Source organism: Deinococcus sp. Marseille-Q6407 (genome assembly GCF_946848805.1).
GTDB lineage: Bacteria > Deinococcota > Deinococci > Deinococcales > Deinococcaceae > Deinococcus.
Genome location: NZ_CAMPFU010000003.1, coordinates 288,709 through 313,683 on the forward strand (window position 1 = coordinate 288,709; position 24,975 = coordinate 313,683).

Genomic DNA, 24,975 nt, shown 5'->3' on the forward strand with positions numbered 1-24,975 from the left:
TTAACGCCCAAGCTGCCAGCGGTCAGACTAGATCCGCACCGTGACGCGGGCGCCGTCGTCTTCGAGGTGAACGCTGTCGATAAAGCGAACTACCCGGGTGGCGTGGCCCATCACCAGGGTGTGGGTGCGGGCGCCGCCGCCGAACCGGCGCACCCCGTACAGCAGGTCACCGCTGGTGATGCCGGTCGCGCTGAACACGATTTCGTTGCCGGGGGCCAGTTCGTGGGTCTTGTAGATGCGGCCCTCTTCCACGCCCATCTGCCGGAAACGCTCGCGCTGGGCGTCGTCCTCCGCGATGAACTTGCCCTGGATATGTCCGCCCAGGCACTTCATGGCGGCGGCACTCAGCACGCCTTCGGGGGCGCCGCCCGAGCCCATCAGGCAGTGCACGCCGCTGCCGCGCACCGCCACAGCCAGGCTGGCGATCACGTCGCCGTCACCGATCAGCTTGACGCAGGCGCCGGCTTCACGAATCTGCCGGATGTGCTCGGCGTGGCGCTCGCGGTCCAGAATAGTGACCAGCAGGTCGTCCACGTCGCGGTCCAGCGCTTCGGCGATGATTTTCAGGTTCTCGGCGATGGAGTAGTCCAGGCTGACCTTGTTGGCGGCGGGCGGGGGCACCACCAGCTTTTCCATGTAGCAGTCGGGGGCGTGCATCAGGCCGCCCTTTTCGCTCAGGGCAATCACGGCAATGCCGTTGGGCAGGCCCTTGGCGGTCACGATGGTGCCTTCCACCGGGTCCACGGCGATATCCACCTCGTACTCGCCCTGGCCCAGCTTCTCGCCGATATACAGCATCGGGGCCTCGTCCATCTCGCCCTCGCCGATCACCACGGTGCCGCGGATGTTCATGCTGTTGAGCACCTCGCGCATGGCGGTGGTGCCGGCGTCATCCACGGCGTTCTTGTCGCCCATCCCGACCTGCCGGCTGGCAGCCAGCGCCGCCGCCTCGGTCACACGGGCCGTTTCCAGCACCAGGGCATGTTCAAACTGCTGAGAGCGGATCTCCGCCTCGGTCGGATTGTTGTCCATGGCTCAAAAGTAGCATGCCGCGGCCGCGCTGGGCCGCCCCACAGCGCGTGACTGGCCCGGGAAAAAGGCCCCGGGACAGAGGCTAGTGCAGCACGCCGGCCCAGACCAGCAGGGCCCACAGCAGCACCGGCACCGCCAGGGAAAGCACCGTCAGTTTGATCAGTCGCCACCAGTCGTTCAGCCATTCGGGCATGCGGCCAGCATAGCGCGGGGCGGTCCGGCGCTCTGTCCTGCAGCGTTACCTTCTGGCTCAGTGTCTTCCGGCCCAGTACCTTACAGTCCAGTGCCTCAGCGGCTTTTCACCGTCCTACCCGCTGCCCGTGCCTGGGCCCACGCCCGCGCCCGGCCTGATGCCTGCGCTATGCTGACAGCGTGACCCAGGTGCTGCCCATCCTGCATCCCACGCCCCGGTTTTTGGAGGGGCAGGTGATTGCCATCACCGCCGCTGACCGTGGGTTCGGCCGGGTGATGGCTCAGGGACTGGCCGACGCGGGCGCCACGCTGGTGCTGGTGGGCAAGATGGGCGAGCAGCTCGCAGGGCTGGCCAGCCTGATCGAGCGCAGCGGCGCGACCGCCATCCCCATGCAGGCCGACGTGTCGGTGCCGCTGGACTGGATCAAGGTGCAAAAACGCATCGTGGAGATTTTCGGCGCGCTGCAGGGCGTGGTGCATTCGGCCGACAAGCGCACCCACCCTTCGCTTACGCTGCTGAGCGAGAACGAATGGATGGACCTGTTTCAGGCCAACATGAAAAGCAGCGTGGGCATTGCCCAGACCCTGCTCCAGCGCCTGCCCGGCTCGTGGCTGACCATCGTGGGGCCGCATCTGGACGAGGGCGGCCTCCAGGGCAACACCCTGCGCGGCGGCCTGCGCGGACTGGTAGACAGCGCCCACAGCGAGGGACTGCGTATCAACCTGCTGCTGCCCAGCCGCTCGCCCAGCGGCGAGGATGAGCTGAATATCGGTGTGGTGAATGCCGTGACCGCCCTGGCCTCGCCGGCACTGATGCACCTGACCGGCATGTGCATTGACGTGCCGTTGCCCGTGGTGCAGCGCTCAGACCTGGACCAGCTTTCGCCCGAGCATCGGGCCAACTTCCTGCCGCCGGAGCCGCCCCGGAGCGAGCCGTGAGCAGGTTGCCGGCAGGGAGAGTAGCGTGAACTGCCCCTACTGCTCGTCGCCCGATAGCCGGGTAATCAACTCGCGCCCCAGTGACGAAGGTGCCAGCATTCGCCGCCGCCGTGAGTGCCAGAACTGCGGGCGGCGCTTTACCACCTACGAGCGTGCCCAGCTCGAACCGCTGATGGTGGCCAAGCGCGGCGGTGGGCGGCAAGCCTTTAACCCCGACAAGCTGCTGCGCGGGCTGCTGCTGGCCGCCGAGAAACGCCCGGTTGACGAGGCGGCGCTGCGGGCCTTCGCCTACTCGTTCGAGGACGAGGTGGGCCGGCCCGAAATCACTTCCGAGGACATCGGCCGCCGGGCGATGGCTTTCCTGCGCCCGCTGGACGACGTGGCCTATATCCGCTTCGCCAGCGTGTACCGCGACTTCGATTCGGTGGAGCGCTTTCTGGAAGAGATTCAGGGCCTGCGCGAAAGCAGTGCCGGGCCCGAATCAGAAAGAGAAAAACCGGTCGAGTAGCGCCCGCTGCTTGTCCTGGCGGCCTGGGCTCAGTTCTGCCGCTGGGAGCCGCCGCTGGCCGGGCTGGGAATCACCGGGCTGGTGTTCTCTGGGGTGTGGCCCTGGACACCACGCAGCAGCTCGCGCAGGGCGGCAAAGTCGGCTTCGATGTCGCCGGTCGGCTGCACGTAGCCCACCAGCCCGAAGCGTTTGCGTCCCCAATCCATTACCGTGACGCCGATGGGCACGCCGGCTTCCAGCGCCATGTAATAAAAGCCGGTCTTCCAGTGTTCGGTGCGGGTGCGGGTGCCTTCGGGCGCAATGGTCAGCATGATCTCGTCCGACGCCTGAATAATCTCGACCACGGCGTCCACGAAGTTGCCCCCACTGCGGCGGCGGTCCACCGGAATGCCGCCCCACCAGCGCAGCACCCAGCCCACCGGCGGGCGAAACAGGCTGTGCTTGCCAATCCAGCGGGCCGGGCTGCGGGTGGCCCAACGCCAGAAAATCCCCGGCCAGAAGTCGGCGTTGGAGGTATGTGGCGCGGCCACCGCCACGATTTTGGGCCCCGGCGGAGGCGCCAACAGAATCTGCCAGCCGGCCAGCCGCAGAGCCGCCGCGGCCAGCCGGGACACCGGGGTGTGGGGGCGGTTCATCCAGGTCAGGGAACGGGGAGCCATTGGGCGGCAGTATACCGGCCCGGCTTTGCCCCGCCACTGACAAGCGCCCCTGCCACTGGCCCTGCCAAAGAAAGCCGGAGCAGCCAGAGCCGGAACAGTCAAAGCGCGCTTAGAACAGGGTGCCACCCGTAACCGGAATTACGGCCCCGGTGATGTAACTGCTTTCCTGCGAAGCCAGCAGCACATAGGCACTCGCCAATTCGGCCGGCTGACCGGGGCGGCCCAGCGGCACTGCCTCGCCGAACTGCTGCACCTTGGCCTGCGGCTGCCCGCCACTGGGCTGCAGCGGCGTCCAGATGGGGCCGGGTGCCACCACGTTCACGCGCATCCCCCGGCTGGCCAGCTGCCCCGAGAGCGCCTGTGCAAAAGCCACGCCGGCCGCCTTGGTGGCTGCGTAGTCCAGCAGGTTCTTGGAGGGCTTGGAGGCCTGGATGCTGGAGGTCACGATGACGCTGGCCCCCGGCTGCAGGTGCGGCGCGGCGGCCCGGCTCAGCCAGAACATGGCGTAGACATTCACCTTCATGGTGTCGTCGAACTGCTGATCGGTGATGTCGGCGATGTCGTCCTGGCTGACCTGCTTGCCGGCATTGATAACCAGAATGTCCAGGCCACCCAATTCTTCCACCGCGCGCCGCACCAGTTCGTCGCAGAATTCACGCCGGCGCAGGTCGCCCGGTATCGCGGCAGCCCGGCGGCCCGCAGCCTCGATCAAGTGCACCACTTCCTGCGCGTCGCTTTCTTCCTCGGGTAGATAGTTGATGACCACGTCGGCGCCTTCGCGGGCGTAAGCGATGGCGACGGCCCGGCCGATGCCCGAGTCACCGCCGGTGATCAGGGCGCGGCGGCCCTGCAGGCGGCCCAAGCCCTGATAGCTCTGCTCGCCGTGGTCAGGCAGCGGCTGCATGGCCGAGGCCAGCCCCGGCGCCTGCTGCGGCTGGCGGGGAAAGGGCGGCTGAGGATACTGCGTGAGGGGATCACGCTGCTCGAACTGATTTTGCACCTGTTCCGGCAGGTGCTGACGGTCTTGACTCATAGCGCCAGTATCCGTGCTGCGGCCGCGCCGGGCATGGCGGCCCCGGTTAGAGAACCTTTACGGCGCCGGCTCCTCGCCTGGGCCATAGCGGCCCTCGGCAGGCAGGTCCAGGCCATCCTGCACGGCGCGCGCCAGGTTCAAGGCCTGCGGAAAAGTCATGGCGGCATACCAGCCCTGTTCCAGCGTGCCCCCCTCGGCCCGCTCGCGGTACACACACAGCGTGGGGCCGTAGGAACAGGCACCCAGGCAGCCGCTTTCAGTGAGGCGTACCTGTCCGCCCGCCTTGTAGTAGGCCAAGTGTTCGCGGTCCAGCGCCTGCCACAGCGCCTGATAAAGCAGCCGCGAGCCACGGTTCTGGCAGTTCTGACCCTGGCACACCAGCAGATGCCCAGCAGTGGGGAAATATTTGGGGCCAGCTTTGGTCATATGGCTCAGGGTAGTGCAGAAAGCGGGCGCTGCGGCACCCGCCTCTCTTTTCCGCGCTACTCCAGCGGCACCAGCACCGGCCGGCCGGCGGCCTGCACCACTTCCACCTGCACGCCGTAAGCCGCCTGCACGTTGCCGGGGGTCAGCACCTGCTCGGGCGTGCCGGCGGCCAGCACCCGCCCCGCGTGCAGCAGCACCAGCCAGTCGGCGCGGGCGGCCAGGTTCAGGTCGTGCAGCACGGTAATCACGCCCACGCCGCGGCCCACCTCGGCGCGCAGGTAGCGCATCACGTCCAGCGCGTAGGCCAGGTCCAGATGGTTGGTGGGTTCGTCCAGAATCAGAAAGTGTGGCCGGGCGGCCAGGGCGCGGGCCAGCGCCACCCGCTGCGCCTCGCCGCCCGACAGCTCGCTGACCCGGCGCTCTGCGAAAGCCAGGGTGTCGGTGCGGGTCAGGGCCTCGGTCACGGCGGCCTCGTCCTCGGCGGACCAGGGGCGCACCGGAAAGAGGCCCCAGCGCCACTCGCCGGCGCCGCGGCCCAGTGCCACCACGTCGCGCACCCGGGCGTCGGGCGGCAGCCCTTCGGTCTGGGCCAGATACGCCAGCTGCCGCGCCCGCTCGGTGCGGGGCCAGGCGGCGAGCGGGCGGCCCAGCAGCTCCACCGTGCCGCCGGCCAACGGCGAGAGGCCCAGCATGCCGCGCAGCAACGTAGACTTGCCGGCCCCGTTGGGACCGATCACCGCGCTGAGCCGGCCAGCCTGAAAAGTGGCCGAGACATCCTGCACCGCGTGAACATCGCCCGCGTACACGCTGAGGCCCTGCGCCGCAAAGGTGTCCGCGCCGCTCATACCTTGACCCGCCGCAGCAGATACAGGAAAAAGGGCCCCCCCAGCAGCGTGGTCACGATGCCCACCTGCGAGAGCGGGGTGGTGCGGGCCAGCAGGTCGGCCAGCACCAGCAGCAGCCCGCCGGCCAGCGCCGAGATGGGTAGCAAGGAGCGGTGGCTGGGCCCCCAAATCAGGCGCACCGTGTGCGGCACGATCAAGCCCACGAAGCCGATGATGCCGGTGTAGGACACCGCCGCCGCCGTCGCCAGGCTGGCCGCCACGATCACCAGCAGCCGCAGTTTCTCAACCGGCAGGCCCAGGCTGGCCGCCGTCAGGTCGCCCAGCTGCAACAGGTCCAGGGCGCGGCCCAGCGCCAGCAGCACGCCGCAGCCGATCAGGGCATACGGCAGCACCTGCCCGATGTCGGCCCAGCTGGCGAAACTGAGGTCACCCAGGGTGTAGGCCAGCACCTCGCGGGCCCGGTCCTCGCCGCGCATGATCAGGAAGGTGGTCACGGCACTCAGAAAACTGCCCACCACCACCCCGGCCAGTACCAGCCGGGTAGGCGGATAGCGCCGCCCCGAACGCCCCAGCAGCAGTGTGACCGCCACCGCACCCAGCGCCGTCAGCATCGCCAGCAGCGGAATCAGGCCGCGCGGCAGGTCCAACAGCAACCCGGCCGTGGCGCCCACCGCCGCGCCGCTGGCAACCCCCAGCAGGTAAGGGTCGGCCAGCGGGTTACGGAACACGCCCTGAAAGGCCCCGCCGCAGACCGAGAGGCAGGCCCCCACCAGCACTGCCATGGCCACCCGTGGCAGGCGAATATCCCAGATGATTGCATCCGCCTCGCGCAGCTGCCCACTCAGGCCGCGCAGCACAGTGTCCAGCACCTCGGCTGGGGGAATCGGCACGCTGCCCACCGCCACGCCCAGCACCGCGGCGGCCACCAGCAGCAGCACCAGCGTGACCAGCAGCGCCAAGCCGCCGGAATCCAGCCGGGCCGGACGCCATCCTTCAGAGTGCGACCCCTGGGGCTTCATTCCCACAGCTGGCCGAAATCCGGCTGCGAGAGCCGCAGAATCTCGCTTTCCAGCTCGGCCAGCAGCGCCTTGCTGCCGCGCGACGGGCTGATGGGCGGCCCCAGCCGCAGCACCCAGCGTGCCCCGCTATGCCAAATACCCCCCGGCACCACCGGCGCGCGGCCTTTGAGCGCCAGCAGGACCACCCCGCCGTGCATCTGCCCGCCGGAGCGGGTGCCTTCGGGGAAGATGCCCAGGGTGCCGTTCGCCTTCAGAATCCGCAGGGCGGTACGGACCGAGCCGACATCCTGCCCGTCACGGTCCACCGGAAAAGTGCCGCCCCGGCGCAGAATCTCGCCGATGCCCGGCACGAACAGCTCGCTTTTGGCCATGAACTGCACAAAGCGTCCCGACTCGGGCGGTACGCCGCGCGCCAGCACGAACGGATCAAGGGCCGTGCGGTGGTTGCTGGCCAGAATCAGCGGGCTTCCGGCCGGGGGAATATGCTCGCGGCCATGAATTTCCAGGTGGCTGCCGCTCAGCAGGAGAGGCAGGTAGGTGACCTGCCGCACCAGCTGATAAATCAGCGGATCGACCGTTGGGGGCTGGGGCTGCGTCGCAGCGTCTGACATGACGTTCAGCATAACGCTCACCCCGCCCGGCCGGGAACCGTAGCCGGGTGCCTGTTCCTGCGGCACGGACGGCGACCTGTTACTCCTCTGCCGTATCTGCCGGGTCCTCTGCGCCGCTGCTTTCTGCCCCTGTCTCTGTTTCCGCCAGCCAGTCGGCCCCGCCCACCGCCTGTGATACGGCGGCAATACGGCTCTGGCACACCTGGTAGGCGGCGCGGGCTTCTTCCAGCAGCGGCAGCACCCGGTCCAGGTCAGTGTCCCCATTTTCCAGCTCGGCCACGATCCGGCTGAGGGCCGCGTAGGCTTCGCGGTAGGACGGCTGCGGGTCAGCGGCGGCTTTGGCTCTGGGCATGGGGCCCAGTGTACCGCCGGTGCCGGCCTCCGTTTTCTCTGTCCAGCTGCGCCGGAGCCGGCCGGGAGGGGGCCCCTTTCAGGACCGGCGCGCTCCTCTACACTGTGGGTTATGGCTCGCCGCACCGCGCCTGGACCGTCCCAGGCCGCCCAGAAACCACACCGCACCCGCGACAAGGTCGAAACGCCGGCCGGTTTTCTCGCCACCCACGACCTCAAGGAGCGCGGCTGGACCGTCCGCCTGATCGAGAAATACCTCGGGGAACACGACTCTACCCGGCCCAACGGCCTGAAGATGGGCGGCCGGCGCCTGCCCCCGGTCAAGCTGTACCGGGAAGAACGGGTCGAGGCGGCCGAGGGCGACGAGGAGTTCCTGATTGCCCGCATGAAGGCCGAGGACGCCCGCGAGAAGCGGCAGGCGGCCAGGGAACGCCGCGAGCGCGAGCGGGCACTGCTGCTGGAAAGCGCCGCCGAAAGTTACGTGCCCCGGGTACAGTCGCTGGAAGTACGTAAGGGCGCGGTGAACAAGGCCCGCGAGCCGTACCTGCCGGAGCTGGAGCGCACTCTGAATATTCTGGGGCGCGAACTGGGCGGCCTGAAACCCGGCGAGGAAAAGGCGCTGCGTGAAGCTCTGCTTTACCGTCTGCATCTGGCGCTGGCCGGCGTGTACGAATGGTATCCCCACCCCGACCTGAAAAAAGCCGGCAAGAAAAAAGCAGCGGCCCAGCTGAGCCCCAGCGCGGCCAGCAGCAACGAGGCCAAACCCAGCGACTGGCGCGACTGGGACTGGGACGACGCCTGAAACCGGGCCACAAGAAAAAGCAGCGGGCACAACACTGGCCCGCTGCCTTCCCTCTTGTCCGTCTGCTCTGCCGGCTTACTTCCAAATCTCGTGTGGCAGGCGGCGGTCCAGCTCGGCGTCGGCGTGGCGGTCGAACACTGGCTCGGCCGTGCCGGCGCGGCGCTGACGGTCATAGTCGTGCAGCAGCCGCAGCGCCACCGGGCTGAGCAGCAACAGGGCGATCAGGTTGGTCACGGCCATCAGGCCCATGCTGAGGTCGGCCATGTTCCACACGGTGGGCACGTCACGCACGGCCCCGAACACCACCATGCCCAGCACCAGCACCCGGAAGACATTCAGCAGCGTGCGGTTGCGGCTGAGGTACTGCACGTTGCTCTCGGCATAAGCGTAGTTCCCGATGATGCTGGTAAAGGCGAACAGGAAAATGGCGACCGCCAGGAAATCATTGCCCCAGGCACCCACGTGCTCGGTCAGCGCGGCCTGGGTCAGCTGCACGCCGGTCACGTCCTTGTCGCCCAGATGTACGCCCGAGAGCAGGATGATGGCCGCCGTGGCGGTACAGATGATGATGGTGTCCACGAACACGCCCAGCATCTGCACCAGTCCCTGCTGCACCGGGTGGTTCACGCTGGCCGCCGCCGCCGCATTGGGCGCCGAGCCCATGCCGGCCTCGTTGCTGAACAGGCCACGCTTGACGCCGTTCAGTAGCGCGGCAGCAATCCCGCCGGTCACGCCACCGGCCGCCGCCTGCACCCCGAACGCACTCTGGAAGATGTGCGAGAACATCGCCGGCAGCTCACCCAGGTTGGTCAGGATGACGTAAATGGCGATCAGCAGGTACAGCACCGCCATGATCGGCACCACCACTTCGGCCACCCGTGAGACCCGCTTGATGCCGCCGAAAATAATCGGCGCGGTCAGTAAGGCCAGCACCAGCCCCACCGGCAGCGCCCCAACGCCGTAGCCGCTCAGGGCCGCCACGATGGAGTTGCTCTGCACCGCGTTGAACACCAGCCCGAAAGCCAAAATCAGAAAGACGGCGAACAGGCTGCCCATCCAGCCCTGCCCCAGGCCCTGGCGAATGTAGTAGGCCGGGCCGCCCCGGAAGCCGTGATCGGCGTCGGGCACCTTGTAGGCCTGTGCCAGGCTGGCTTCCAGCAAGGCGGTGCTCATGCCCAGCAGGGCGGTCATCCACATCCAGAACACCGCACCCGGCCCGCCCAGCGAGATGGCGATGGCCACCCCGGCGATGTTGCCGGTGCCCACCCGGCTGGCGAGACCGGTGGCAAACGCCTGAAACGAGGTGATGCCGCCGCGCCCGCCGTCGGCAGTGGAGTCGCTGTCACGGCTTGCCAGCACCGCTTTCCAGGCGTGGCCCAGCAGCCTCAGCTGCGCCGCCCCAGTCCGCACTGTGAAATACAGCCCGGCGCCCACCAGCAGGTAGATCAGCACCGAGCCCCACAGCAGGCCGTTGCCCCAGTCAATAAAGCTGTTCAAGATGTCCATTAAAACCAGAGTAAACGATGGGTCAGACGTCACTGGCGTGCCGGGGAACTCTGGCAGCCCGCGCCACGTACCTCTGGGGCAAGATGCAAACCCCTCCAGCCCTCCAGCCAGCTCCGGAACCGCGGGCCAGATGGTGGAATGCTGCAGTCGCCTTGACCCTGGTCCCGGTCCTGATGGTGCCGGCCCTGCTGGTGCTGCCGCCCCTGCTGCGGCTGCCCCGCTACGAGGTCAGCGGCGGGCAGATCACAGCGCGGTCTTTGGCCTCGCGGACGGTGATTCCGGCCGGTACGCCGGTGCAGCGCAGTCCGGTTACGTTAGGCGGCCGGCAGGTGGGCAGCGCTGCGCGCGGGTATGTGGTGGGGCGTTTCGGCAGCGCGCAGGGTTCGCTGAACGTGTACAGCGACGGCTCGCAGGGGCAGGACGCCCTGACTTTCGCCACCCGGCCGCGGCCCACCCTGCTGACCCCGGCCGACCCGGCCGCGCTGCTGGACGCCTGGCGCGGTGGCAGAAGCGGCACCTTTCGGCCTGCCAACCCTCCTGGCACCGACCCGGTGTTGGCTGTGCTGACCGCGCTGCTGTTGCCGCTGATGTACGCGTTGCTGCGCCCCTGGCGGCTCAGCTATGCGCTGGACGGAGACGCACTGGTGGTCCGCACCACCTGGCGGCAGTGGCGGCTGCCCCTGGCCAGCACCCGCGCCGCCCTGACCCGTCAGCCGCTGGGGATGCGGCTGTTCGGCACGGGCATGCCCGGCTACTACACCGGCACCTACGCCAGTCATGCCGTGCCCGGCGGCCAGGTACAGGCGGCCGCCAGTCGCCGCCGGCCAGAGCAGGCGCTGCTGCTGGAGCATGGCGGCACCACCTTGTACCTCACCCCGGCCGACCCGGCAGCGGTCGCCGGCTGGTTCGGCCAGCACCAGGAACCTCAGTCCCCAGAATCCCAGTCCCCAGAATCCCAGTCCCCGGAAGCTCGGCCCCAGGAATCCCGGCCCCAGAGCTGAGGCGCCGCAGCTGAGCGCCTGCCCACGCTTAAGGAATCAGCCGTTCCAGCTCGGTCAGGCGCGCCCGCAGGGTTTCGGAGTCGGGCGCGGTCAGGTTGACATGGCCCAGTTTGCGCCCCGGCCGCCAGGCCTTGTGGTAGAGGTGGATGTGGGTGCCGGGCAGAGCGTCTACCGCGTCCCAGTCGGGCTGCGCGGCTTCATCTTCCACGCCGACCCAGTTCACCATGGCGGTGGGCAGCAGCGGCGCCCAGTCGCTGAGCGGCAAGCCCAGCACCGCCCGCACCTGCGCCCCGAACTGACTGAGGCCGCCGCCGTCCTGGGTCAGGTGCCCGGAGTTGTGGACGCGGGGGGCCACCTCGTTGACCAGCAGCTCGCCGCCCGGCAACTCGAAAAATTCCAGCGTCATCAGCCCTTCCAGCTCCCAGGCTTCGGCCACCCGCCGGGCAATGTCGCGGGCCTGCTGCGCCGCTCGCTGGTCGCCGCCCAGATACAGCGAGGTCCGCAGAATGCCGCTGCGGTGCACATTTTCCACCAGCGGCCCGAAGGCCAAGTCGCCAGCGGCGGTGCGGGCCACGCCCAGGCTCACCTCACGGGCAAACGGCACCAGGCCTTCCAGCACGCAGGCCACCCCGCCCAGCTCCTCCCAGGCGGCCCGCAGCTCGGCGTCGCTGCTGACCCGGCGCTGGCCTTTGCCGTCGTAACCCAGTTCGGAGGTCTTGAGGATGCCCTGGCCACCCACCCGTTCCAGCGCGCCGGACAGGTCACTTTCGGCTTCAATCACGGCAAACTCGGCCGTGCCGGCTCCGGCGGCCCGCAGGCCCGCTTTCTCGTGGGCGCGGTGCTTGGAATGGGCCAGCAGCCCCGCGCCGGGGCGCACCGGCACGCGGCCTTCTAGGTATTCCAGCGCCGCCACCGGCACATTCTCGAATTCCAGCGTCACGGCGTCACAGCCGGCCAGCACTTCCAGCCCCGCCGGGTCGTCGTAAGGCGCCTGGATATGCCGTGCACACAGCGCCGCGCCCGCATCCGGCGCCGGTTCCAGCACTGTAACCTGCACACCCAGCGGAATGGCGTCCAGCGCCAGCATCTGTGCCAGCTGCCCGCCGCCCAGAATGCCCAGGGTCAGCCCTTCGCGCTTCATTCGGCACCTGCCTGGGGGTGCTCCCCGAAATAGGGATCGTCCAGCACCGCCTGGGTCTGGGCCTGGCGGAAGCTGTCCAGCGCCGCCCGCACGGCGCTGTCGCCGGTGGCCAGCATGGCGGCGGCAAACAGCGCCGCATTCTTGGCGCCCGCCTGACCGATGGCAAAGGTCGCCACCGGCACCCCGGCCGGCATCTGCACGATGCTGAGCAGGCTGTCGCGGCCACTCAGCGCCCGGCTCTGCACCGGCACGCCCAGTACCGGCACCCGGGTAAAGGCGGCCAGCATGCCCGGCAGGTGCGCCGCGCCGCCCGCGCCCGCGATGATGCAGGCCAGGTTCAGCCGCTCGGCGCGGGCGGCGTAGCTGGCCAGCAGATGCGGCGTGCGGTGCGCCGAGAGCACCCGCACCTCGTAAGCGATGTTCAGCTGGGCCAGCAGGTCCAAGCAGGGCTGCATGGTTTCGAAATCCGAGCGGCTGCCCATCACGACGCCGACCCGGGGTGACGGGGAAGAAGCTTCTGCGGTCATGTGCTTCAGTGTAGTGCGGCGGCGCCACCTGCCTGCGGCCAGCGGGTACGCAGCGGCGCCAGGCTACACCCGCCGCAGCAGCTCAGTTAGCAGGGCCACCCGCTCCGGCCACAGGTCCAGCCGGATATGCTCGTCGGCAGCGTGGGCCCCGTCGCCGGGGGCACCCAGCCCGTCCAGCGTGGGGCACAGCGGCGCGGTGAAGTTGCCGTCGCTGCCGCCGCCCACCGCTGTCTCACTGAGGGTGAAGCCCAATTCCTGCGCGGCCGCCTGCGCCTGTGCGAACAGCGCCAGGGTGCCCTCACCGCGCGGAAAAGGCGGCCGGTTCACCGCCAGCTCCCACTGCGCCCCCACCCGTGGGTCGGCCGGAGTCAGGGCGGCCAGCTCATCCAGCACCCGCCGGTCCTCACCGGCCTGTGAGACCCGCACGTCCAGCTCCAGGCGGCACTCGGCCGGGACCACGTTCACGGCGCTGCCGCCGGCAATCCGGGTCACCAGCACACTGGTGCCCAGCTCAGGGCGCGCCGCCGCCTCGATGCGGGGCAGCAGTTCCGCCGCAGCGGCAATAGCACTGGCTCCCCGCTCCGGCTCGTTGCCGGCGTGAGCGGCACGCCCAGTCAACGTCAGGGCGGCGTCAATCACGCCCTTGCGGCCAGTTTTCAGGGCGTGGGCGTGCCCGGCGCTCCCTTCCCCCACCGGCGGCTCCGGCACCAGCGCAGCGCGGGCCTGGCGGGCGGCCGCCTCGATATGGGCGCGGCTGCTGACACTGCCGCTCTCCTCATCCGGCGTGACCAGCAGCACGACGCCGCCCTGCGGCCATTGCCCCCGCAACTGCCGCAGAGCATGCACCGCGCCGACCAGTCCGGCCTTCATGTCGTACACGCCGGGCCCGAACAGCCGCTCGCCCTCGGTGCGCAGCGGCATTTGCTCCAGCGTGCCGTGCGGCCAGACGGTATCGGCATGGGCCAGCAGCAGCAGCGGGGGCCGGGTGCCGTCCACCCCGAAAGCCAGCCGCCGGGTGCCGCCGGAAAGCTGGCTCACCTCGCCGCCCAGGTCACGGGCCCAGCCTTCCACCATGTCCAGCACGTGGGCCACCGCAGCCGGGTCGTTGGAAGGAGATTCCAGGCGGGCCAGGGTCAGCAGATCAGGCAGCAGGTCGGCGGCAGAAAGGAGCATGGCTCTATAAGACAACAAAAAAGCGAAGCCACCTTAGAGGCTTCGCCGCTGGCAGGGATACAAGGACTCGAACCCTGAATAACAGAACCAAAATCTGCTGTGTTGCCGATTACACCATATCCCTATAAAAAATTCCCCGGAAGGCGGCTTTGGCAGGGATACAAGGACTCGAACCCTGAATAACAGAACCAGAATCTGCTGTGTTGCCAATTACACCATATCCCTATGGCGCCCGTCCGGGGATTGCTCTAATGAGCGAAAAAGAGTATAGCGGCCGTCTGTCAGCCCGTCAAGCCTAAGGAGAGGGCCATCCCCCTTACGGAAAGGCAAGGCATAAAAAAAACCGCTCACTTGGAGCGGATATGTTGAAAAGTATAGGGCAGTATGCAGTATTCGTCAAGAGGATGCAGCGACCGCCGGTCTGCGTCCTGGACAGTTCCTTTGACCTGTCAGCCCACCTGTATTCCCGCGCCCGCCTGCAGCAGTGTTTCACGGAGCAGACCCACCAGATAAAGGCTGCCGGTGACCAATAGGGTGCCGCCCGCTGGTGTCAGGGCCAGGGCGCGGTCCAGCGCCTGCCGTGGGTTGGGCTGGGCTTCACCGCCATAGCGCGCGGCCAGCGCCTGCGGGTCCGCCACCTCACCCTCTTCGTCCGGGGCGGTCCAGACCAACTGCGAGGCCAGCGGCAGCAGCGGCGCCACCGTCTGGGCGGTGTCTTTGCGGGCGAACCCGCCAAACAGCAGGGTATCGGCCCGGGGCAGGCTGGCGGCCAGTGCCTGAGCGGCAGCCGGGTTGTGGGCGCCGTCCAGCAGCACGGTTCGGCCCTGGCAGCCAAAGCGTTCCAGCCGTCCGGGCCAGGATGCTCCCAGCGCCGCTTCCAGGCCGTCGTCATAGCCCAGCAGGCGCAGGGCCGCCAGGGCCAGCGCAGCGTTCTGCCGCTGATGGGCGCCGGCCAGAGCGGGTGCGTGCGGCAAGGCGAACAGGTCCGGGTGGGTTTCAGGCAGGTAAAGCAGCGCACCGCTCCTCTCCGCTGCCGCCTGCACCGCCGCCTGCGCTTCACCGCCTACCGCCGTGCTGAGCAGCGGCGCCCCTGACAGGGCGGCGCCGGCCTTGTCGGCGGCAATCTGGGCGATGCTGTCTCCCAGTGCGGCAGTGTGGTCCAGACCCACATTGGTCAGCAGCACGGCGTCCACATTCTCCAGTGCCTGGGTCGCGTCGCTCAGGCCGCCCACACCGGCTTCCATCACCGCCACTTCCACCCCGCTTTCGGCAAAAGTCTGGGCCGCCAGCCCCAGGGTCAGGTCGAAAAAGGCGAACTCGGGCGCTTCCCGCTGCGCCCAGGCCACGAACTCGCGGGTGCGGGCTGGGGCCAGCTCCTCGCCGGCAATCCGGATGCGTTCTTCAAAGCGGTGCAGGTGCGGGCTGGTAAAGCGCCCGGTCCGCACGCCGGCCGCCAGCAGCCCGGCTTCCAGCATGGCGCAGGTGCTGCCCTTGCCGTTGGTGCCCACCACCCGCAGCGAGCGAAAGCGGCGGTCCGGGGCGCCCAGCCGGTCCAATAGCTCACGGGCCGCCTGGGGACCGCGCTCCCGGCCAGCAGCGGCGCGGGTGCGGGAAAAGAGCCAGTCATATGTGGGGTCGGGCGTCATGCTCTCAGGCTAGCGCCGGCCCGGGGCGGGGGCGACCGGCCGCCCAAACTGCCCCGCTTGACCCTGCCCTGCCCCCGAGGCCATCCTGAAACCATGCGCCGGTCCGCCTCCGCTTCCTCCGCCCTCTCGCCCTCGGCGGGAGATTACCTCAAGCAGCTGTATGTGCTGGGGCAGGAGGGCCGGGTGTCCACCCAGGCGCTGGCGGCGGCGCTGCAGGTGGCCCCCGCCAGCGTGACCGGCATGCTGCACAAGCTGACCGAGCGGGGGCTGGTGCTGCACGCGCCCTACCGCGGCGCGCAGCTGACCCCCGAAGGTGAGCGGGCCGCACTGAAACTGCTGCGCCAGCACCGACTGCTGGAGCTGTTCTTGCAGCGGTCGCTGGGGGTGCCGCTGGAAGAACTGCACGAGGAAGCCGAAGCGCTGGAACACGCCCTCTCGGAGCGGCTGGAAGCCCGCATCGCCGCCTGGCTGGGCGACCCCAGTTTCGACCCGCACGGTGACCCGATTCCCAGCCCGGCCGGCGACCTGCCGCTGCGGGCCGAGCGCAGCCTGACCACCTTGCAGGTGGGCGAACAGGCGCGGGTTTCGCGGGTGCCCGACCAAGACGCCGAGGAACTGCGCCGGCTGGTGGAATCCGGCCTGCGCCCTGAAGCCGAGCTGGAACTGACCGCGCTAGACAGAGACGCCGGCACGCTGGACCTGCAGATTGCCCCGCCCAGCGGCAGCCAAAGCACCGTCTGGACCCCGCTCAGCCTGCCGCTCAGCGTGGCCGCGCAGATTCAGGTTCACGGTGAGGGGCCGCTGGCCGCCGACGGGGGTCTGCCCGAGAGCGATTAAACGCCGGGAAAGCTCAGAACTGCACCACCCGCCAGTTGTGCAGCGGGTCCTCGCGGCCGGGGTCCAGCATCAGTTCCAGATATTCGCGGCGGTGCAGGGCGTCGGCCAGTGCGAAGCGGTGCCCCTCGTGCACCATGATGCCGCGCTCCATCGGCGTGTGCCCGTAGACCCCGAAGGCCAGTCCAGCCATCGCCACGTATTCGGGTGTGTCCAGAAACCAGCGCCGGCTGGAGGCGTCACTGTAAAACCACTCGTCGTAGCAGGCGTGCGCCGGCAGCGGCCCCACGTGGGCGAACTGCACCTGCCCCACCCGCAGCTCGCGCAGAAAGGTCGTGACCCAGGCGCTCAGGTCGGCCGGCAGCGGCACGCCGCCGTGCTGCGGGTCGAACTCGGTGTGCTTGAGGCCGCCGCCAGTCCCCAGCACGAAGCGGGGCTGCACCAGCACATCGTCATGGTTGCCCAGAATGATATGCACAGCGCCGGGAGCCTGCGCCTGATAAGCCTGCACCGCCCGCAAGCCGTCTATCTGAGCCTGCGCCGCCTGCGCCAGACAGGCCGGGTCATGGCGGTCGTAAGGGGCGCCGGTCAGCTGCTCGTAGGCCAGCTGGCTTTTGGGGTGAACCAGGTCGCCCAGCAGCACCACCTGATACAGCCCACTGCGGACCGGTGGGGTGGGCCGGCCGTCGGGCAACACGCAGCCGGCGGCCCGCAGGGCCCCCCAAAGGGCCCTGAAATCGGCATGGACATCGCCGATCACGATGAATTTACGCAGTCCCGGTGCAATGCCGGCGGGGGAATGGCCCGTCACCAGAACCCGGTCAGGCTTCCCGCAGGACTGCCTGCAACTCCTTGTAGATCTGCCGGCTTTCTTCCAGGGTGCTGCCGTACCCGCGCATCAAGATGGGCGCGATGTCCTTGCCGTGCCCGGCCGCACGCAGCTGCGCGATCAGGTCGTCGATATGCCCACGGGCCTTTTCCATCTGGGGGTCACGGGGCGGCTCAGGCGGCAGGCTGGGGCGGGGGGCGGGCGGCGCCGCCTCGGTTTCCGCTTCCAGCAGGGTGGTGTCGGCGCCTTCTTCGGGGTCGTAGTCCACCCAGTGGCCTTCACCCGGCACGCTGATGCCGTACAGCCGCGCCACATCGGCCAGGGCGGCCAGCCGGGCGTCTTCCAGGGTCAGGCCGGTCGCCAGGCCCTCGCGCTCCAGCCCCGCTGCGCCGAGCCGCGCCCGCACCACCGGCGGCTGCATGCCGTCACAGGCCCAGTGCAGGGTCCATTCGCCGCCCTCGGCCCGGTCCAGCTGGCCCACCAGCACTTCCAGCTGCGGCGCCGGCACCACCCGCGCCTGATCGCCGCGCACCTCCAGGGTGGCCCAGGCCGTCATACTGACCCGCAGCGCTTCCCTGACCCCGTCCAGCCTGGCCCGCCGTTCCTGATTCATAGGCGGCAGTCTAGAGTATTTCCCGGCCGGAAAACGGGCTTTTCCTGCGCTGCTGGGGCCCGGCCTGGGCAGCGCCCACGCTCAGTTCAGCAGGCGTTCTTTGCCTATGGTGAGCTGAAATTCCGGAATGGCGACCCGGCACTGCTCGCCCCAGGCATTTTCCAGGGTGTAGTGGCCCGACATCAGGGCAGCGGGGCTGTCCACCGTCACAAACGAGTCGTACATGAAAAGGGTGCCGGGGGTCAGCAGCGGCTGCTGGCCCACCACCCCTTCGCCCTCAACCTCGGTGCAGCGGCCCTGGCTGTCCACGATCTGCCAGCGGCGGCGCAGCAGCTTCCAGGTCTGCTCGTCCTCGTTTTCCAGCCGCACCACGTAGGCAAAGCACTGGGCGCCCGGCTGACTGTGCTGCGGCAGATGATAGGCTTCCACGCTGACCCTGACCCGGGCCGGCAAGGAAGGCGGGGGAAGCGGATCCGTGGCGGCTGGCATCTGCCCACCCTAACGCGCCGGGCAGCCTAAACTGTCAGCATGACCCTTAAAGAAACTGCCATTAAACACCAGGAGTTCCTGTTTGATCTGCTGCGTGCCGCTGGTCCCAGCGGTGCCGAGCGCCGCCCCGCCGACGTCTGGAAAAAGGAAGCCGCCAGCTTCGCCCGCGTGAGCGAGGACCACTACGGCAACGTCTATGCCGAAATCGGTCCCGAAGGCGCACCTGCCGTGGTGATGATGGGTCACCTGGACGAAATCGGCCTGATCGTCTCGCACGTGACCGACGAAGGTTTTATCTACTTTCTGCCGGTCGGCGGCTGGGATCCCCAGGTGCTGGTAGGTCAGCGCATCCGCCTGCTGGCGCCAGGCGGCGACCTGATCGGCGTGATCGGCAAGAAGGCCATTCACGTGATGTCGGCCGAGGAACGCGAGAAGGCCAGCAAGCTGGAAGACCTCTGGGTGGACATCGGCCTGGACGGCCATGACGTGAAGGCCGCGGTGCCGGTGGGCACTTACGGCGTGATCGAACAGGGCCCGCTGCAGGTGGGCAAGCGCATCGTGGCACGCGCGCTGGACAACCGCGCCGGCTCCTTCGCGGTGCTCGAAGCGCTGCGGAAAGTGCACGAAGGCGGCCAGGAACTCAGGCACCGGGTCATCGCCATCGGCAACAGCCAGGAAGAAATCGGCACCTTCGGGGCCGTGCTCAGCGCCTTCAAGACCCGCCCGGTCGCCGGCATCGCGGTGGACGTGACGCACGAAACCACCCAGGTGGGCGTGGAAGCCAAGAAGTACGGCGTCAGCCCCTTCGGTTCCGGCGCCAGCCTGGCCGTGGGCCCGATGAGCAGCCCGGTGGTCAACCGTCAGCTGATGGACGTGGCCGGCAAGAAGGGCATTCCCTACACCCTGAGCGCCACCGGCCGCTACACCTTCACCGACGGTGACGCCCTGACCATGAGCCGCGAAGGCGTGCCCAGCGCCGTGCTGAGCATTCCCAACCGCTACATGCACTCGCCCAGCGAAATGATCGACGGCCGCGACCTGCAGGCCGTGATCGACCTGCTGGCCGCCTGGGTAGAAAGCCTGGAAGAAGGCACCGAGTACCTGCGCTGAGCTGAGCGCTGAACTTACCGCCGCTCTGCTGGCACAGAGAAGCCCGGTCGCAGTTGGCCGGGCTTTTTTCTGGGTGCCGGGATGATCTCAGGGGTCAGCGGCCGGCAGGGGCACCTCGCCCAGCTGCGCCAGCACCGGCCACAGCGCCTCTGCCAGCCGCAGCACGTCGCGGTTTTCGGGATGCTCGCGCGGATCCTCGCCGCCCTGGCTGAGACAGGCCACGGCCAGCGGGCGCGGGGTCAGCAGCCAGCCGGCGTCGTGGTGCACCCCTGTCAGCTCGCCGCTTTTGCTGAGCACCTGGTAAAGCGGCAGGCCACCTGGGCCACACGGCACTCGCCGCCCGATCAGATCGCGCAGTTGCTGGCGGCCCAGAATATCCAGCGCCAGGGCGGTGTGCGCCGGGTTGAGCAACTCGCCGCGCCGCAGCGCCCCCAAGAGCCGCAGCTGGTCGCGGGGGGTGGTGGCGTTGCGCTCGCCGCGCCGCTGGGCCGCGTTCTGCCGCTCCGGGGGTTGCTGTAATTTGCCCACCAGCCGGGTGCTGGTCAGGCCCAGGCGGGGTAGGGTAGCCTGCACCCGCTCTAATCCCAGCCGCTCGATTACCAGATTGGCAGCAGTATTGTCGCTGACGATGATCATCAGGGTCAGCAGGTCGCGCCAGCTGAGGGCCAGACCGGCGTCCAGCTCGTGCAGCACGCCAGCGCCGGGCGCCCGCTCGTGGGCCGGCAGAGGCAGACGCTCCTGCAAAAGCACCTCACCGCGCTGGGCGGCCTGCAAACCCAGCACCAGCAGCGGCAGCTTGATCAGGCTGGCCGCCGGAAACACCTGATCCGCGTTCAGGCTACACAGCTCGCGGCCCGCTTCATCCTGAATCAGCAGGCCCACTGTGCCGGCAAACCCGCTGGCGGCCAGGGCACGTTGGAATTCGGCTGGATTCACCGGATTCACCGCAGCCGCCCGCGGCACAGCTCGGCCAGCTCGCGCAGGTCGCCCTTGGCCGGGTCGCCTGCCGCAATCCGGGCCAGCAGCTCATCCGGGGTCAGCCACTCGGCGCCGCTGAAGTCGGCCGGGTTGTAGGGCGGGGCCTCCTCACTGCGAATCACATAGACGTGCATAAAGGCGCTGAGCGGAGCCTCCATCGGCGAGAACAGGCCCAGGTCCTCCCAGGCCAGCCGGTCCGTGTCCCAGTTCAGTTCCTCGCGGGTTTCGCGGCGAAAGGCGGCCTCGTAACTCTCGCCGGCGCCCACGTGGCCGCCCACGCTCATGTCCAAGCAGCCGGGAAAGGACCGCTTGCTCCGGGTGCGCCGGGGAATCCACAGCTGCCCGGCCCGGTTCACCACAAAAGCGTTGATGACCCGCACGTAGCGGCCTGGGCGCGGCGCATTCCAGTGATCTTGGCGCTCTACCCGGCCCACCACCCGGGCGCGCTCGTCCACCTCGTCCAGCCATTCTTCCTCTGGCGCTTCCCCATCAGCCGGCGGCACATCCAGCCGCATCAGCACGCTGACCTCCTGAAAGCCGGCCCGGCGGTACAGTTCGCGGGCCCGCCGGTTGTGGCCGAACACATGCAGCCCGATGTGTGGCACTCCCTGCGCCTGGGCAGCGGCCTGTAGAGTCTCCAGCGCCTGCCGGCCGTATCCCTGGCCCTGAAACTGCGGCTGCACCGCGAAGTCGTAGATGAACCATCCGCCGTTCTGCTCGGCGTACCACAGCAGGCCCACCGGCCGCCCACTGCCGCTGTCCAGCAGCATCTTCACAGCGGTGTCCCGGCGTGTCTCCCCCCTGCGGCAGCAGCCGGGCATGCTCGGCGCGGGCCCGTTCCAGGGCGCCCTCGGCAGGCCAGCGGCCGGCTTTTACGTTTTCACCGGCATAGTCGTGGGCAGTGGTCTCAGCGTAGGCGGCATATTCGGCGGCGGTCACCGGGCGCAGGGTAATGGGCATGGGTTCAGGTTCCTCCGGAAGTGTGTCTGCCGGTCTGGAGCTGCCGGTCAGTCGGCCGACTGGGCTGTCAGCTGGGGCGGGGCCAGCGGCTCAATGCGAATCCGGGTGTTGTGAAAAGTGCTGCCGCCCCCCAGGTCGGTCAGGGTCTGGGCGGTCAGGGTGTTGATGCTCTTGCCGTCGGGGGCGGCGCTGCCCCACCAGATGCCCTCCACCACCGCCACGCCCGGCTGCACAGCGTCAGTCACCTGTACCCGGCGCTGCACCTCGCCCTGCTCGCTGACCAGTCGGGCCAGTTGGCCGTCTGCCAGGGCATAGGCAGCTGCGTCATCCGGGTGCACCATCACGTGTGGTTCGGTGCCCTCGGCGCGGTTCAGCCGGTCCAGCAGGCCATAGGTCGAGTTCAGGAAATGGTGCGCCGGCGGGGTCAGCAGGCGCAGGGGATACTCCGCCGTCAGCCGGGCCTGCGGTTCTTGCTGCCGTGGCACCGGGCTCAGCTGGATCCGGCCGCTCTCCGTGGGCGCTCCTTCCGCATAAGGCCGCCACCCGGCCGGCAAGTTCAGGCGCACGGTGCCTTCCGCCTTCAGCCGCTCGGGGGTAATGCCGGCCAGATGTGGGTGCGGCGAGTCCAGCAGCTCGGCCAGCAGGTCGTCCAACGTCCAGTACAGCGACGGCTCGCTAACGCCCAGGCGGCGGCCCAGTTGCTGCATGATCCAGGAGTTGGGCCGAGCTTCTCCCAGCGGGGCCAGCTCAGCGCGGTTGTAGCCGATCCAGTGGTGGCCGTAGCTGGTAAATGCGTCCTCGTGCTCCACGAAGGTGGTGGCCGGCAGCACCCAGTCGGCCAGCGCGGCCGTTTCGGTCATGGCCTGTTCCAACACCACCACCAGCAGGTCCGGGCGGGTCAGCCCGGCACGCACCCGGTCCGAATCCGGCGCCACCGTGGCGGGGTTGCAGTTGTAAATCACGGTGGCGGCAAAGCCCTGCGCGGGGTCCAGCGCGTCGCCCAGCGCATTCATGTTGATGGTGCGGGTGCCTTCCCGCAGCAGGTGTGCCCCGCCCAGCCGCGCCGCATTCAGCCGGAAAGCGCCGCTGGTGCTGAGGGCCGCGCCGCCGCCGGCATGGCGCCAGTCGCCGGTCAGCGCCGGCAGCAACGACACCGCCCGCAGGCCCGCCCCGCCGAACTCGTGGCGGGTCATGCCGTAGCCCAGCCGAATATAGGTGGGCCGGGTCATGCCGATCAGGCGGGTCAGCTCCAGCACCTCGGTCTCGCTCAGGCCAGTCACGGCAGCGGTGCGGGCCGGGTCCCAGCCGCTCGCTTCGGCGCGCAGTTCGTCTGCGCCCTCGGTCATGCCAGCGATAAAAGCTTCGTCGGTCCAGCCATGCGCGAACAGCCCGTGCATGATGCCCAGGGCCAGCGCCGCGTCGGTGCCGGGCTTCAGTTTGTAGTGAGTATCGGCAAAAGCGGCGGTGCGGGTGCGGTAGGGGTCCACGCACACGATCCGGGCGCCGCGTTTGCGGGCGGCGGTCAGCTGCGGGGTGAGGTGGGTGTTGGTGCTGAGGCTGTTGATGCCCCACAGCACGATCAGTTCTGCCTGCGGCACGTCCAGCGGGTCGGGGGCCATCAGGGGGCCATAGCCTATCTCCCAGGCCGCGCTTCCGGCTGCCGAGCAGATGGTTTCTTCTATCTCGGCGGCGCCCAGCGCCCGCCACAGGGTCTGTACGTGTTCGCCTTCCAGCAGGCCCATGTTGCCGGCGTAGTGGTAAGGCAAGATCGCTTCCGCGCCCCGCTCGGCAATGATGCGGCGCAGCTGCCCGGCAATCTCGTCCAGCGCCTCGTCCCAGCCCACCGCCTCCCACTGCGGCAGCGGGTCGGTCTTGGGATTGACGCGCCGCAGCGGCGTGAGCGGCCGCCCCGGATGGTTCTGCCGGGCCGGATAATGCACCGTTTTGGCACAGGCAAAGCCCCGGGTAAAGGGATGCTGCGGGTCACCGCTCACCTTGACCAGTCGCTCGCGGCCCGTGTCGTCGGGCGCAAAGGTGACCTTCAGCCGGCAGGCATCCGGGCAGTCGAGCGGGCAGGTCAGCAGCGCTTCACGGGGGCTCATGCGGGCCATTCTAGCTGCCAGAACTCCGGCGGCCGGCAGGTTTTTCCAGCGGCTGCCCATTCTCCTACATCCGCCTCACATGTTAGACTCAGCCTCTCAAAGAGAAACCTTTTCTAGCTGGCATTTGGCAACATTTGACTGGCCTGGGTTGACATACCAGCACTTTCTCCCATTCAAGCGAGGTCAAGGCACCCATGAAACAGACCACCATCTTGATCGGCCTGACAGCGGCCCTACTGAGCGCCTGCGGGCAGACCCCAGCGCCCTCCACACCTCAGACACAGGGCCTCAGCGACTACGCGCAGCACCGGGCCGCGCTGCCGGGCGCGGCGGCCAGCACCGGCCCAAATGCACCCCGGCTGAATGTGCAGCGGGCCGACGGGCAGCGCACCGACCTGGACCACTCGCTGCCGGCCGGCGCACTGCAGGGCCAGAGCTTGGAGCAGCTGGATAAGAGTGTGCCGATCATTCTGGTGCACGGCCTGGGCGGCTGGGGTGACGGCGAACTGCTGGGCTTCAACTACTGGGGCGGCCCCGGCGGCACGGTGGCCGACCTGCGCTCGCAGGGCTATACCGTCTATGCGGCCAGCCTGGGCCCGGTCATCTCCAACTGGGACCGGGCCAGCGAACTGTTCGCGCAGATCAGGGGCGGCTGCGTGGATTACGGCGCGGCGCACTCGGCTGCGGCCGGGCACCGCCGCACCGACCCGGTCAAGTGCTACCCCGGCTTTTATCCGCAGTGGGACGCCGCGCATCCGGTCAACCTGATCGGGCACTCGATGGGCGGGCCTACCTCGCTGGCACTGGTCAGTCTGCTGGACCGGGGCAGCCCCGCCGACGCGGCCGGAAGCAACCTGTTCGCCGGGGGCCGCGCCGGCTGGGTCAAAAGTGTCATGACCATCAGCGGGGCCAACAGCGGCAGCCCGGCTACCGATCAGCTGGTGTCGGCGCTGCCTCTGCTCAAGGACCTGATTCTGTCGGCGGCGGCCCTGGGCGGCGGGACGACCACCGGTAACTCCCTGTACGACATGGACATGGGGCAGTGGGGCCTGCGCCGGCAAGCGGGCGAGAGCCTAAATGCTTATCTAACCCGCGCTTTCCAGCCGAATTCACCCCTATGGAAGTCCGAAGACCAAGCCGCCTTCGACCTGAGCGTCGAGGGCGCCTACCAGCAGAACGCCCGGCTGCCGCGCAGCGAACACACCCGCTACTTTTCCTGGGCGTCCAGCGACACCTACCCGGGCCTGCTGACCGGCTGGCACTACCCGCGGCCCACCATGGCAGCGCCGCTGCACATCACGGCCTTTCCTTATGCCTGGCCGCTGCCGCCCGGACTGGGCAACCTGCGCGGCACCAGCGCCAAGGGCACCGTGACTTACGGCCCGGAGTGGTGGGAAAACGACGGCCTGGTGCCGGTCTACGCCCAGCACGCTCCGCTGGGCCAGAGCAGCGTGGCCTATACCGGCCAAACCACCCAGCCCGGCCAGTGGTACCGCCTGGGCAAAATGGAAGGCTACGACCATCTGGACGCCGCCGGCCTGCTGACCCTGCGCGACTTCCGGCAGTTCTACCGCGATCAGGCAGCGTTCCTGAGCAGCCTCAAGTGACCCCGGCTGGGCGCCAGGGCTGCGCCCGGCCTTTACACTGCG

The 24,975-nt window shown here is 68.8% G+C and carries 26 protein-coding genes and 2 tRNA genes; 7 read left to right on the top strand and 21 right to left on the bottom strand.

The genetic code is table 11. The annotated features are described in order from the left end of the window. Positions 1 to 27: 27 nt before the first annotated feature. A complete protein-coding gene (gene glpX / locus OCI36_RS08515; RefSeq protein WP_261664657.1) occupies positions 28 to 1,032 on the bottom strand; it encodes a class II fructose-bisphosphatase in 1,005 nt (334 codons plus the stop codon). Positions 1,033 to 1,404: 372 nt separating this feature from the next. On the opposite strand from glpX, the gene OCI36_RS08520 reads away from it, so the two are divergent. Together OCI36_RS08520 and nrdR are read left to right on the top strand one after the other, a co-directional pair. Beyond that, positions 1,405 to 2,163, top strand: a complete 759-nt coding sequence (locus OCI36_RS08520) for an SDR family NAD(P)-dependent oxidoreductase (RefSeq protein ID WP_261664658.1) — start codon at positions 1,405 to 1,407, stop codon at positions 2,161 to 2,163. Between the two features lie 25 nt (positions 2,164 to 2,188). Continuing rightward, entirely contained in the window at positions 2,189 to 2,671 is a 483-nt protein-coding gene (nrdR, locus tag OCI36_RS08525) for a transcriptional regulator NrdR (protein WP_261664659.1), read from the top strand. Between the two features lie 29 nt (positions 2,672 to 2,700). Here the strand turns inward: nrdR and OCI36_RS08530 are convergent, their stop codons facing one another. The 7 genes from OCI36_RS08530 to xseB all read right to left on the bottom strand — a co-directional run bounded on the left by OCI36_RS08530 (position 2,701) and on the right by xseB (position 7,616). Then, positions 2,701 to 3,330, bottom strand: a complete 630-nt coding sequence (locus tag OCI36_RS08530) for a lysophospholipid acyltransferase family protein (RefSeq protein WP_261664660.1) — start codon at positions 3,328 to 3,330, stop codon at positions 2,701 to 2,703. Between the two features lie 109 nt (positions 3,331 to 3,439). Further along, the gene (locus tag OCI36_RS08535; RefSeq protein ID WP_261664661.1) at positions 3,440 to 4,363 is read right to left on the bottom strand and encodes an SDR family oxidoreductase; all 924 of its coding nucleotides are present in this window, start codon (positions 4,361 to 4,363) and stop codon (positions 3,440 to 3,442) included. A 57-nt stretch (positions 4,364 to 4,420) separates the two neighbouring features. After that, on the bottom strand, positions 4,421 to 4,789 hold the full coding sequence (locus tag OCI36_RS08540) for a (2Fe-2S) ferredoxin domain-containing protein (protein ID WP_261664662.1): 369 nt from the start codon (positions 4,787 to 4,789) through the stop codon (positions 4,421 to 4,423). A 56-nt stretch (positions 4,790 to 4,845) separates the two neighbouring features. After that, positions 4,846 to 5,634 (bottom strand): ABC transporter ATP-binding protein, encoded by a 789-nt coding sequence (locus OCI36_RS08545; protein ID WP_261664663.1) that lies wholly within the window; start codon positions 5,632 to 5,634, stop codon positions 4,846 to 4,848. Next, positions 5,631 to 6,653, bottom strand: coding sequence for a FecCD family ABC transporter permease (locus OCI36_RS08550; protein WP_261664664.1), 1,023 nt, complete (start codon positions 6,651 to 6,653; stop codon positions 5,631 to 5,633). The genes OCI36_RS08545 and OCI36_RS08550 overlap by 4 nt, the downstream gene beginning before the upstream one ends. Next, a complete protein-coding gene (locus OCI36_RS08555) occupies positions 6,650 to 7,264 on the bottom strand; it encodes a lysophospholipid acyltransferase family protein (RefSeq protein WP_261664665.1) in 615 nt (204 codons plus the stop codon). The genes OCI36_RS08550 and OCI36_RS08555 overlap by 4 nt, the downstream gene beginning before the upstream one ends. Before the next feature lie 79 nt (positions 7,265 to 7,343). Further along, a complete protein-coding gene (gene xseB, locus OCI36_RS08560; protein ID WP_261664666.1) occupies positions 7,344 to 7,616 on the bottom strand; it encodes an exodeoxyribonuclease VII small subunit in 273 nt (90 codons plus the stop codon). 111 nt (positions 7,617 to 7,727) lie between these two features. On the opposite strand from xseB, the gene OCI36_RS08565 reads away from it, so the two are divergent. Then, positions 7,728 to 8,417: a hypothetical protein gene (locus OCI36_RS08565; protein ID WP_261664667.1), complete on the top strand. Its 690-nt coding sequence runs from the start codon at positions 7,728 to 7,730 to the stop codon at positions 8,415 to 8,417. A 75-nt stretch (positions 8,418 to 8,492) separates the two neighbouring features. Here the strand turns inward: OCI36_RS08565 and OCI36_RS08570 are convergent, their stop codons facing one another. Then, positions 8,493 to 9,923 (bottom strand): alanine/glycine:cation symporter family protein, encoded by a 1,431-nt coding sequence (locus tag OCI36_RS08570; protein ID WP_261664668.1) that lies wholly within the window; start codon positions 9,921 to 9,923, stop codon positions 8,493 to 8,495. A 152-nt stretch (positions 9,924 to 10,075) separates the two neighbouring features. Here OCI36_RS08570 and OCI36_RS08575 point away from each other — a divergent pair, with 152 nt between their 5' ends. Continuing rightward, entirely contained in the window at positions 10,076 to 10,924 is an 849-nt protein-coding gene (locus tag OCI36_RS08575; protein ID WP_261664669.1) for a PH domain-containing protein, read from the top strand. Positions 10,925 to 10,952: 28 nt separating this feature from the next. Here the strand turns inward: OCI36_RS08575 and purK are convergent, their stop codons facing one another. From purK to OCI36_RS08605, 6 genes are all read right to left on the bottom strand, one after another. Continuing rightward, positions 10,953 to 12,065, bottom strand: coding sequence for a 5-(carboxyamino)imidazole ribonucleotide synthase (purK, locus tag OCI36_RS08580; protein WP_261664670.1), 1,113 nt, complete (start codon positions 12,063 to 12,065; stop codon positions 10,953 to 10,955). Further along, the gene (purE, locus tag OCI36_RS08585) at positions 12,062 to 12,592 is read right to left on the bottom strand and encodes a 5-(carboxyamino)imidazole ribonucleotide mutase (RefSeq protein ID WP_261664671.1); all 531 of its coding nucleotides are present in this window, start codon (positions 12,590 to 12,592) and stop codon (positions 12,062 to 12,064) included. Before purE ends, purK begins: the two co-directional genes overlap by 4 nt. A 63-nt stretch (positions 12,593 to 12,655) precedes the next feature. Continuing rightward, positions 12,656 to 13,765: a M20/M25/M40 family metallo-hydrolase gene (locus tag OCI36_RS08590; RefSeq protein ID WP_261664672.1), complete on the bottom strand. Its 1,110-nt coding sequence runs from the start codon at positions 13,763 to 13,765 to the stop codon at positions 12,656 to 12,658. Between the two features lie 49 nt (positions 13,766 to 13,814). Further along, positions 13,815 to 13,889 (bottom strand) — tRNA-Gln (locus tag OCI36_RS08595). 26 nt (positions 13,890 to 13,915) lie between these two features. Next, a tRNA-Gln gene (locus OCI36_RS08600) sits at positions 13,916 to 13,990 on the bottom strand. 224 nt (positions 13,991 to 14,214) lie between these two features. Then, positions 14,215 to 15,411, bottom strand: coding sequence for a glutamate ligase domain-containing protein (locus OCI36_RS08605; protein ID WP_261664673.1), 1,197 nt, complete (start codon positions 15,409 to 15,411; stop codon positions 14,215 to 14,217). Positions 15,412 to 15,504: 93 nt separating this feature from the next. On the opposite strand from OCI36_RS08605, the gene OCI36_RS08610 reads away from it, so the two are divergent. Next, positions 15,505 to 16,248 (top strand): metal-dependent transcriptional regulator, encoded by a 744-nt coding sequence (locus OCI36_RS08610; protein ID WP_261664674.1) that lies wholly within the window; start codon positions 15,505 to 15,507, stop codon positions 16,246 to 16,248. A gap of 13 nt (positions 16,249 to 16,261) precedes the next feature. Here OCI36_RS08610 and OCI36_RS08615 read toward each other — a convergent pair whose 3' ends face one another. The 3 genes from OCI36_RS08615 to apaG all read right to left on the bottom strand — a co-directional run bounded on the left by OCI36_RS08615 (position 16,262) and on the right by apaG (position 18,176). Continuing rightward, positions 16,262 to 17,020 carry a metallophosphoesterase gene (locus OCI36_RS08615; protein ID WP_261664893.1) on the bottom strand — a complete coding sequence of 253 codons (759 nt, stop codon included), beginning with the start codon at positions 17,018 to 17,020 and terminating at the stop codon, positions 16,262 to 16,264. 46 nt (positions 17,021 to 17,066) lie between these two features. After that, positions 17,067 to 17,687, bottom strand: a complete 621-nt coding sequence (locus OCI36_RS08620) for a single-stranded DNA-binding protein (RefSeq protein WP_261664675.1) — start codon at positions 17,685 to 17,687, stop codon at positions 17,067 to 17,069. Positions 17,688 to 17,768: 81 nt separating this feature from the next. Then, positions 17,769 to 18,176, bottom strand: coding sequence for a Co2+/Mg2+ efflux protein ApaG (gene apaG / locus OCI36_RS08625; protein ID WP_261664676.1), 408 nt, complete (start codon positions 18,174 to 18,176; stop codon positions 17,769 to 17,771). A gap of 39 nt (positions 18,177 to 18,215) precedes the next feature. On the opposite strand from apaG, the gene OCI36_RS08630 reads away from it, so the two are divergent. Then, on the top strand, positions 18,216 to 19,286 hold the full coding sequence (locus tag OCI36_RS08630; protein WP_261664677.1) for a M20/M25/M40 family metallo-hydrolase: 1,071 nt from the start codon (positions 18,216 to 18,218) through the stop codon (positions 19,284 to 19,286). 87 nt (positions 19,287 to 19,373) lie between these two features. On the opposite strand, the gene OCI36_RS08635 is transcribed toward OCI36_RS08630, so the two are convergent. From OCI36_RS08635 to OCI36_RS08650, 3 genes are all read right to left on the bottom strand, one after another. Then, positions 19,374 to 20,222, bottom strand: a complete 849-nt coding sequence (locus OCI36_RS08635; protein ID WP_261664678.1) for a serine hydrolase — start codon at positions 20,220 to 20,222, stop codon at positions 19,374 to 19,376. A gap of 5 nt (positions 20,223 to 20,227) precedes the next feature. Beyond that, complete coding sequence (locus tag OCI36_RS08640) at positions 20,228 to 21,034, bottom strand: GNAT family N-acetyltransferase (protein ID WP_315941265.1); 807 nt, start codon at positions 21,032 to 21,034, stop codon at positions 20,228 to 20,230. A gap of 237 nt (positions 21,035 to 21,271) precedes the next feature. Continuing rightward, on the bottom strand, positions 21,272 to 23,326 hold the full coding sequence (locus OCI36_RS08650; protein WP_409996730.1) for a molybdopterin oxidoreductase family protein: 2,055 nt from the start codon (positions 23,324 to 23,326) through the stop codon (positions 21,272 to 21,274). A 194-nt stretch (positions 23,327 to 23,520) separates the two neighbouring features. Here OCI36_RS08650 and OCI36_RS08655 point away from each other — a divergent pair, with 194 nt between their 5' ends. Next, the gene (locus OCI36_RS08655) at positions 23,521 to 24,933 is read left to right on the top strand and encodes an esterase/lipase family protein (protein ID WP_261664680.1); all 1,413 of its coding nucleotides are present in this window, start codon (positions 23,521 to 23,523) and stop codon (positions 24,931 to 24,933) included. The last annotated feature ends 42 nt before the right edge of the window (positions 24,934 to 24,975 follow it).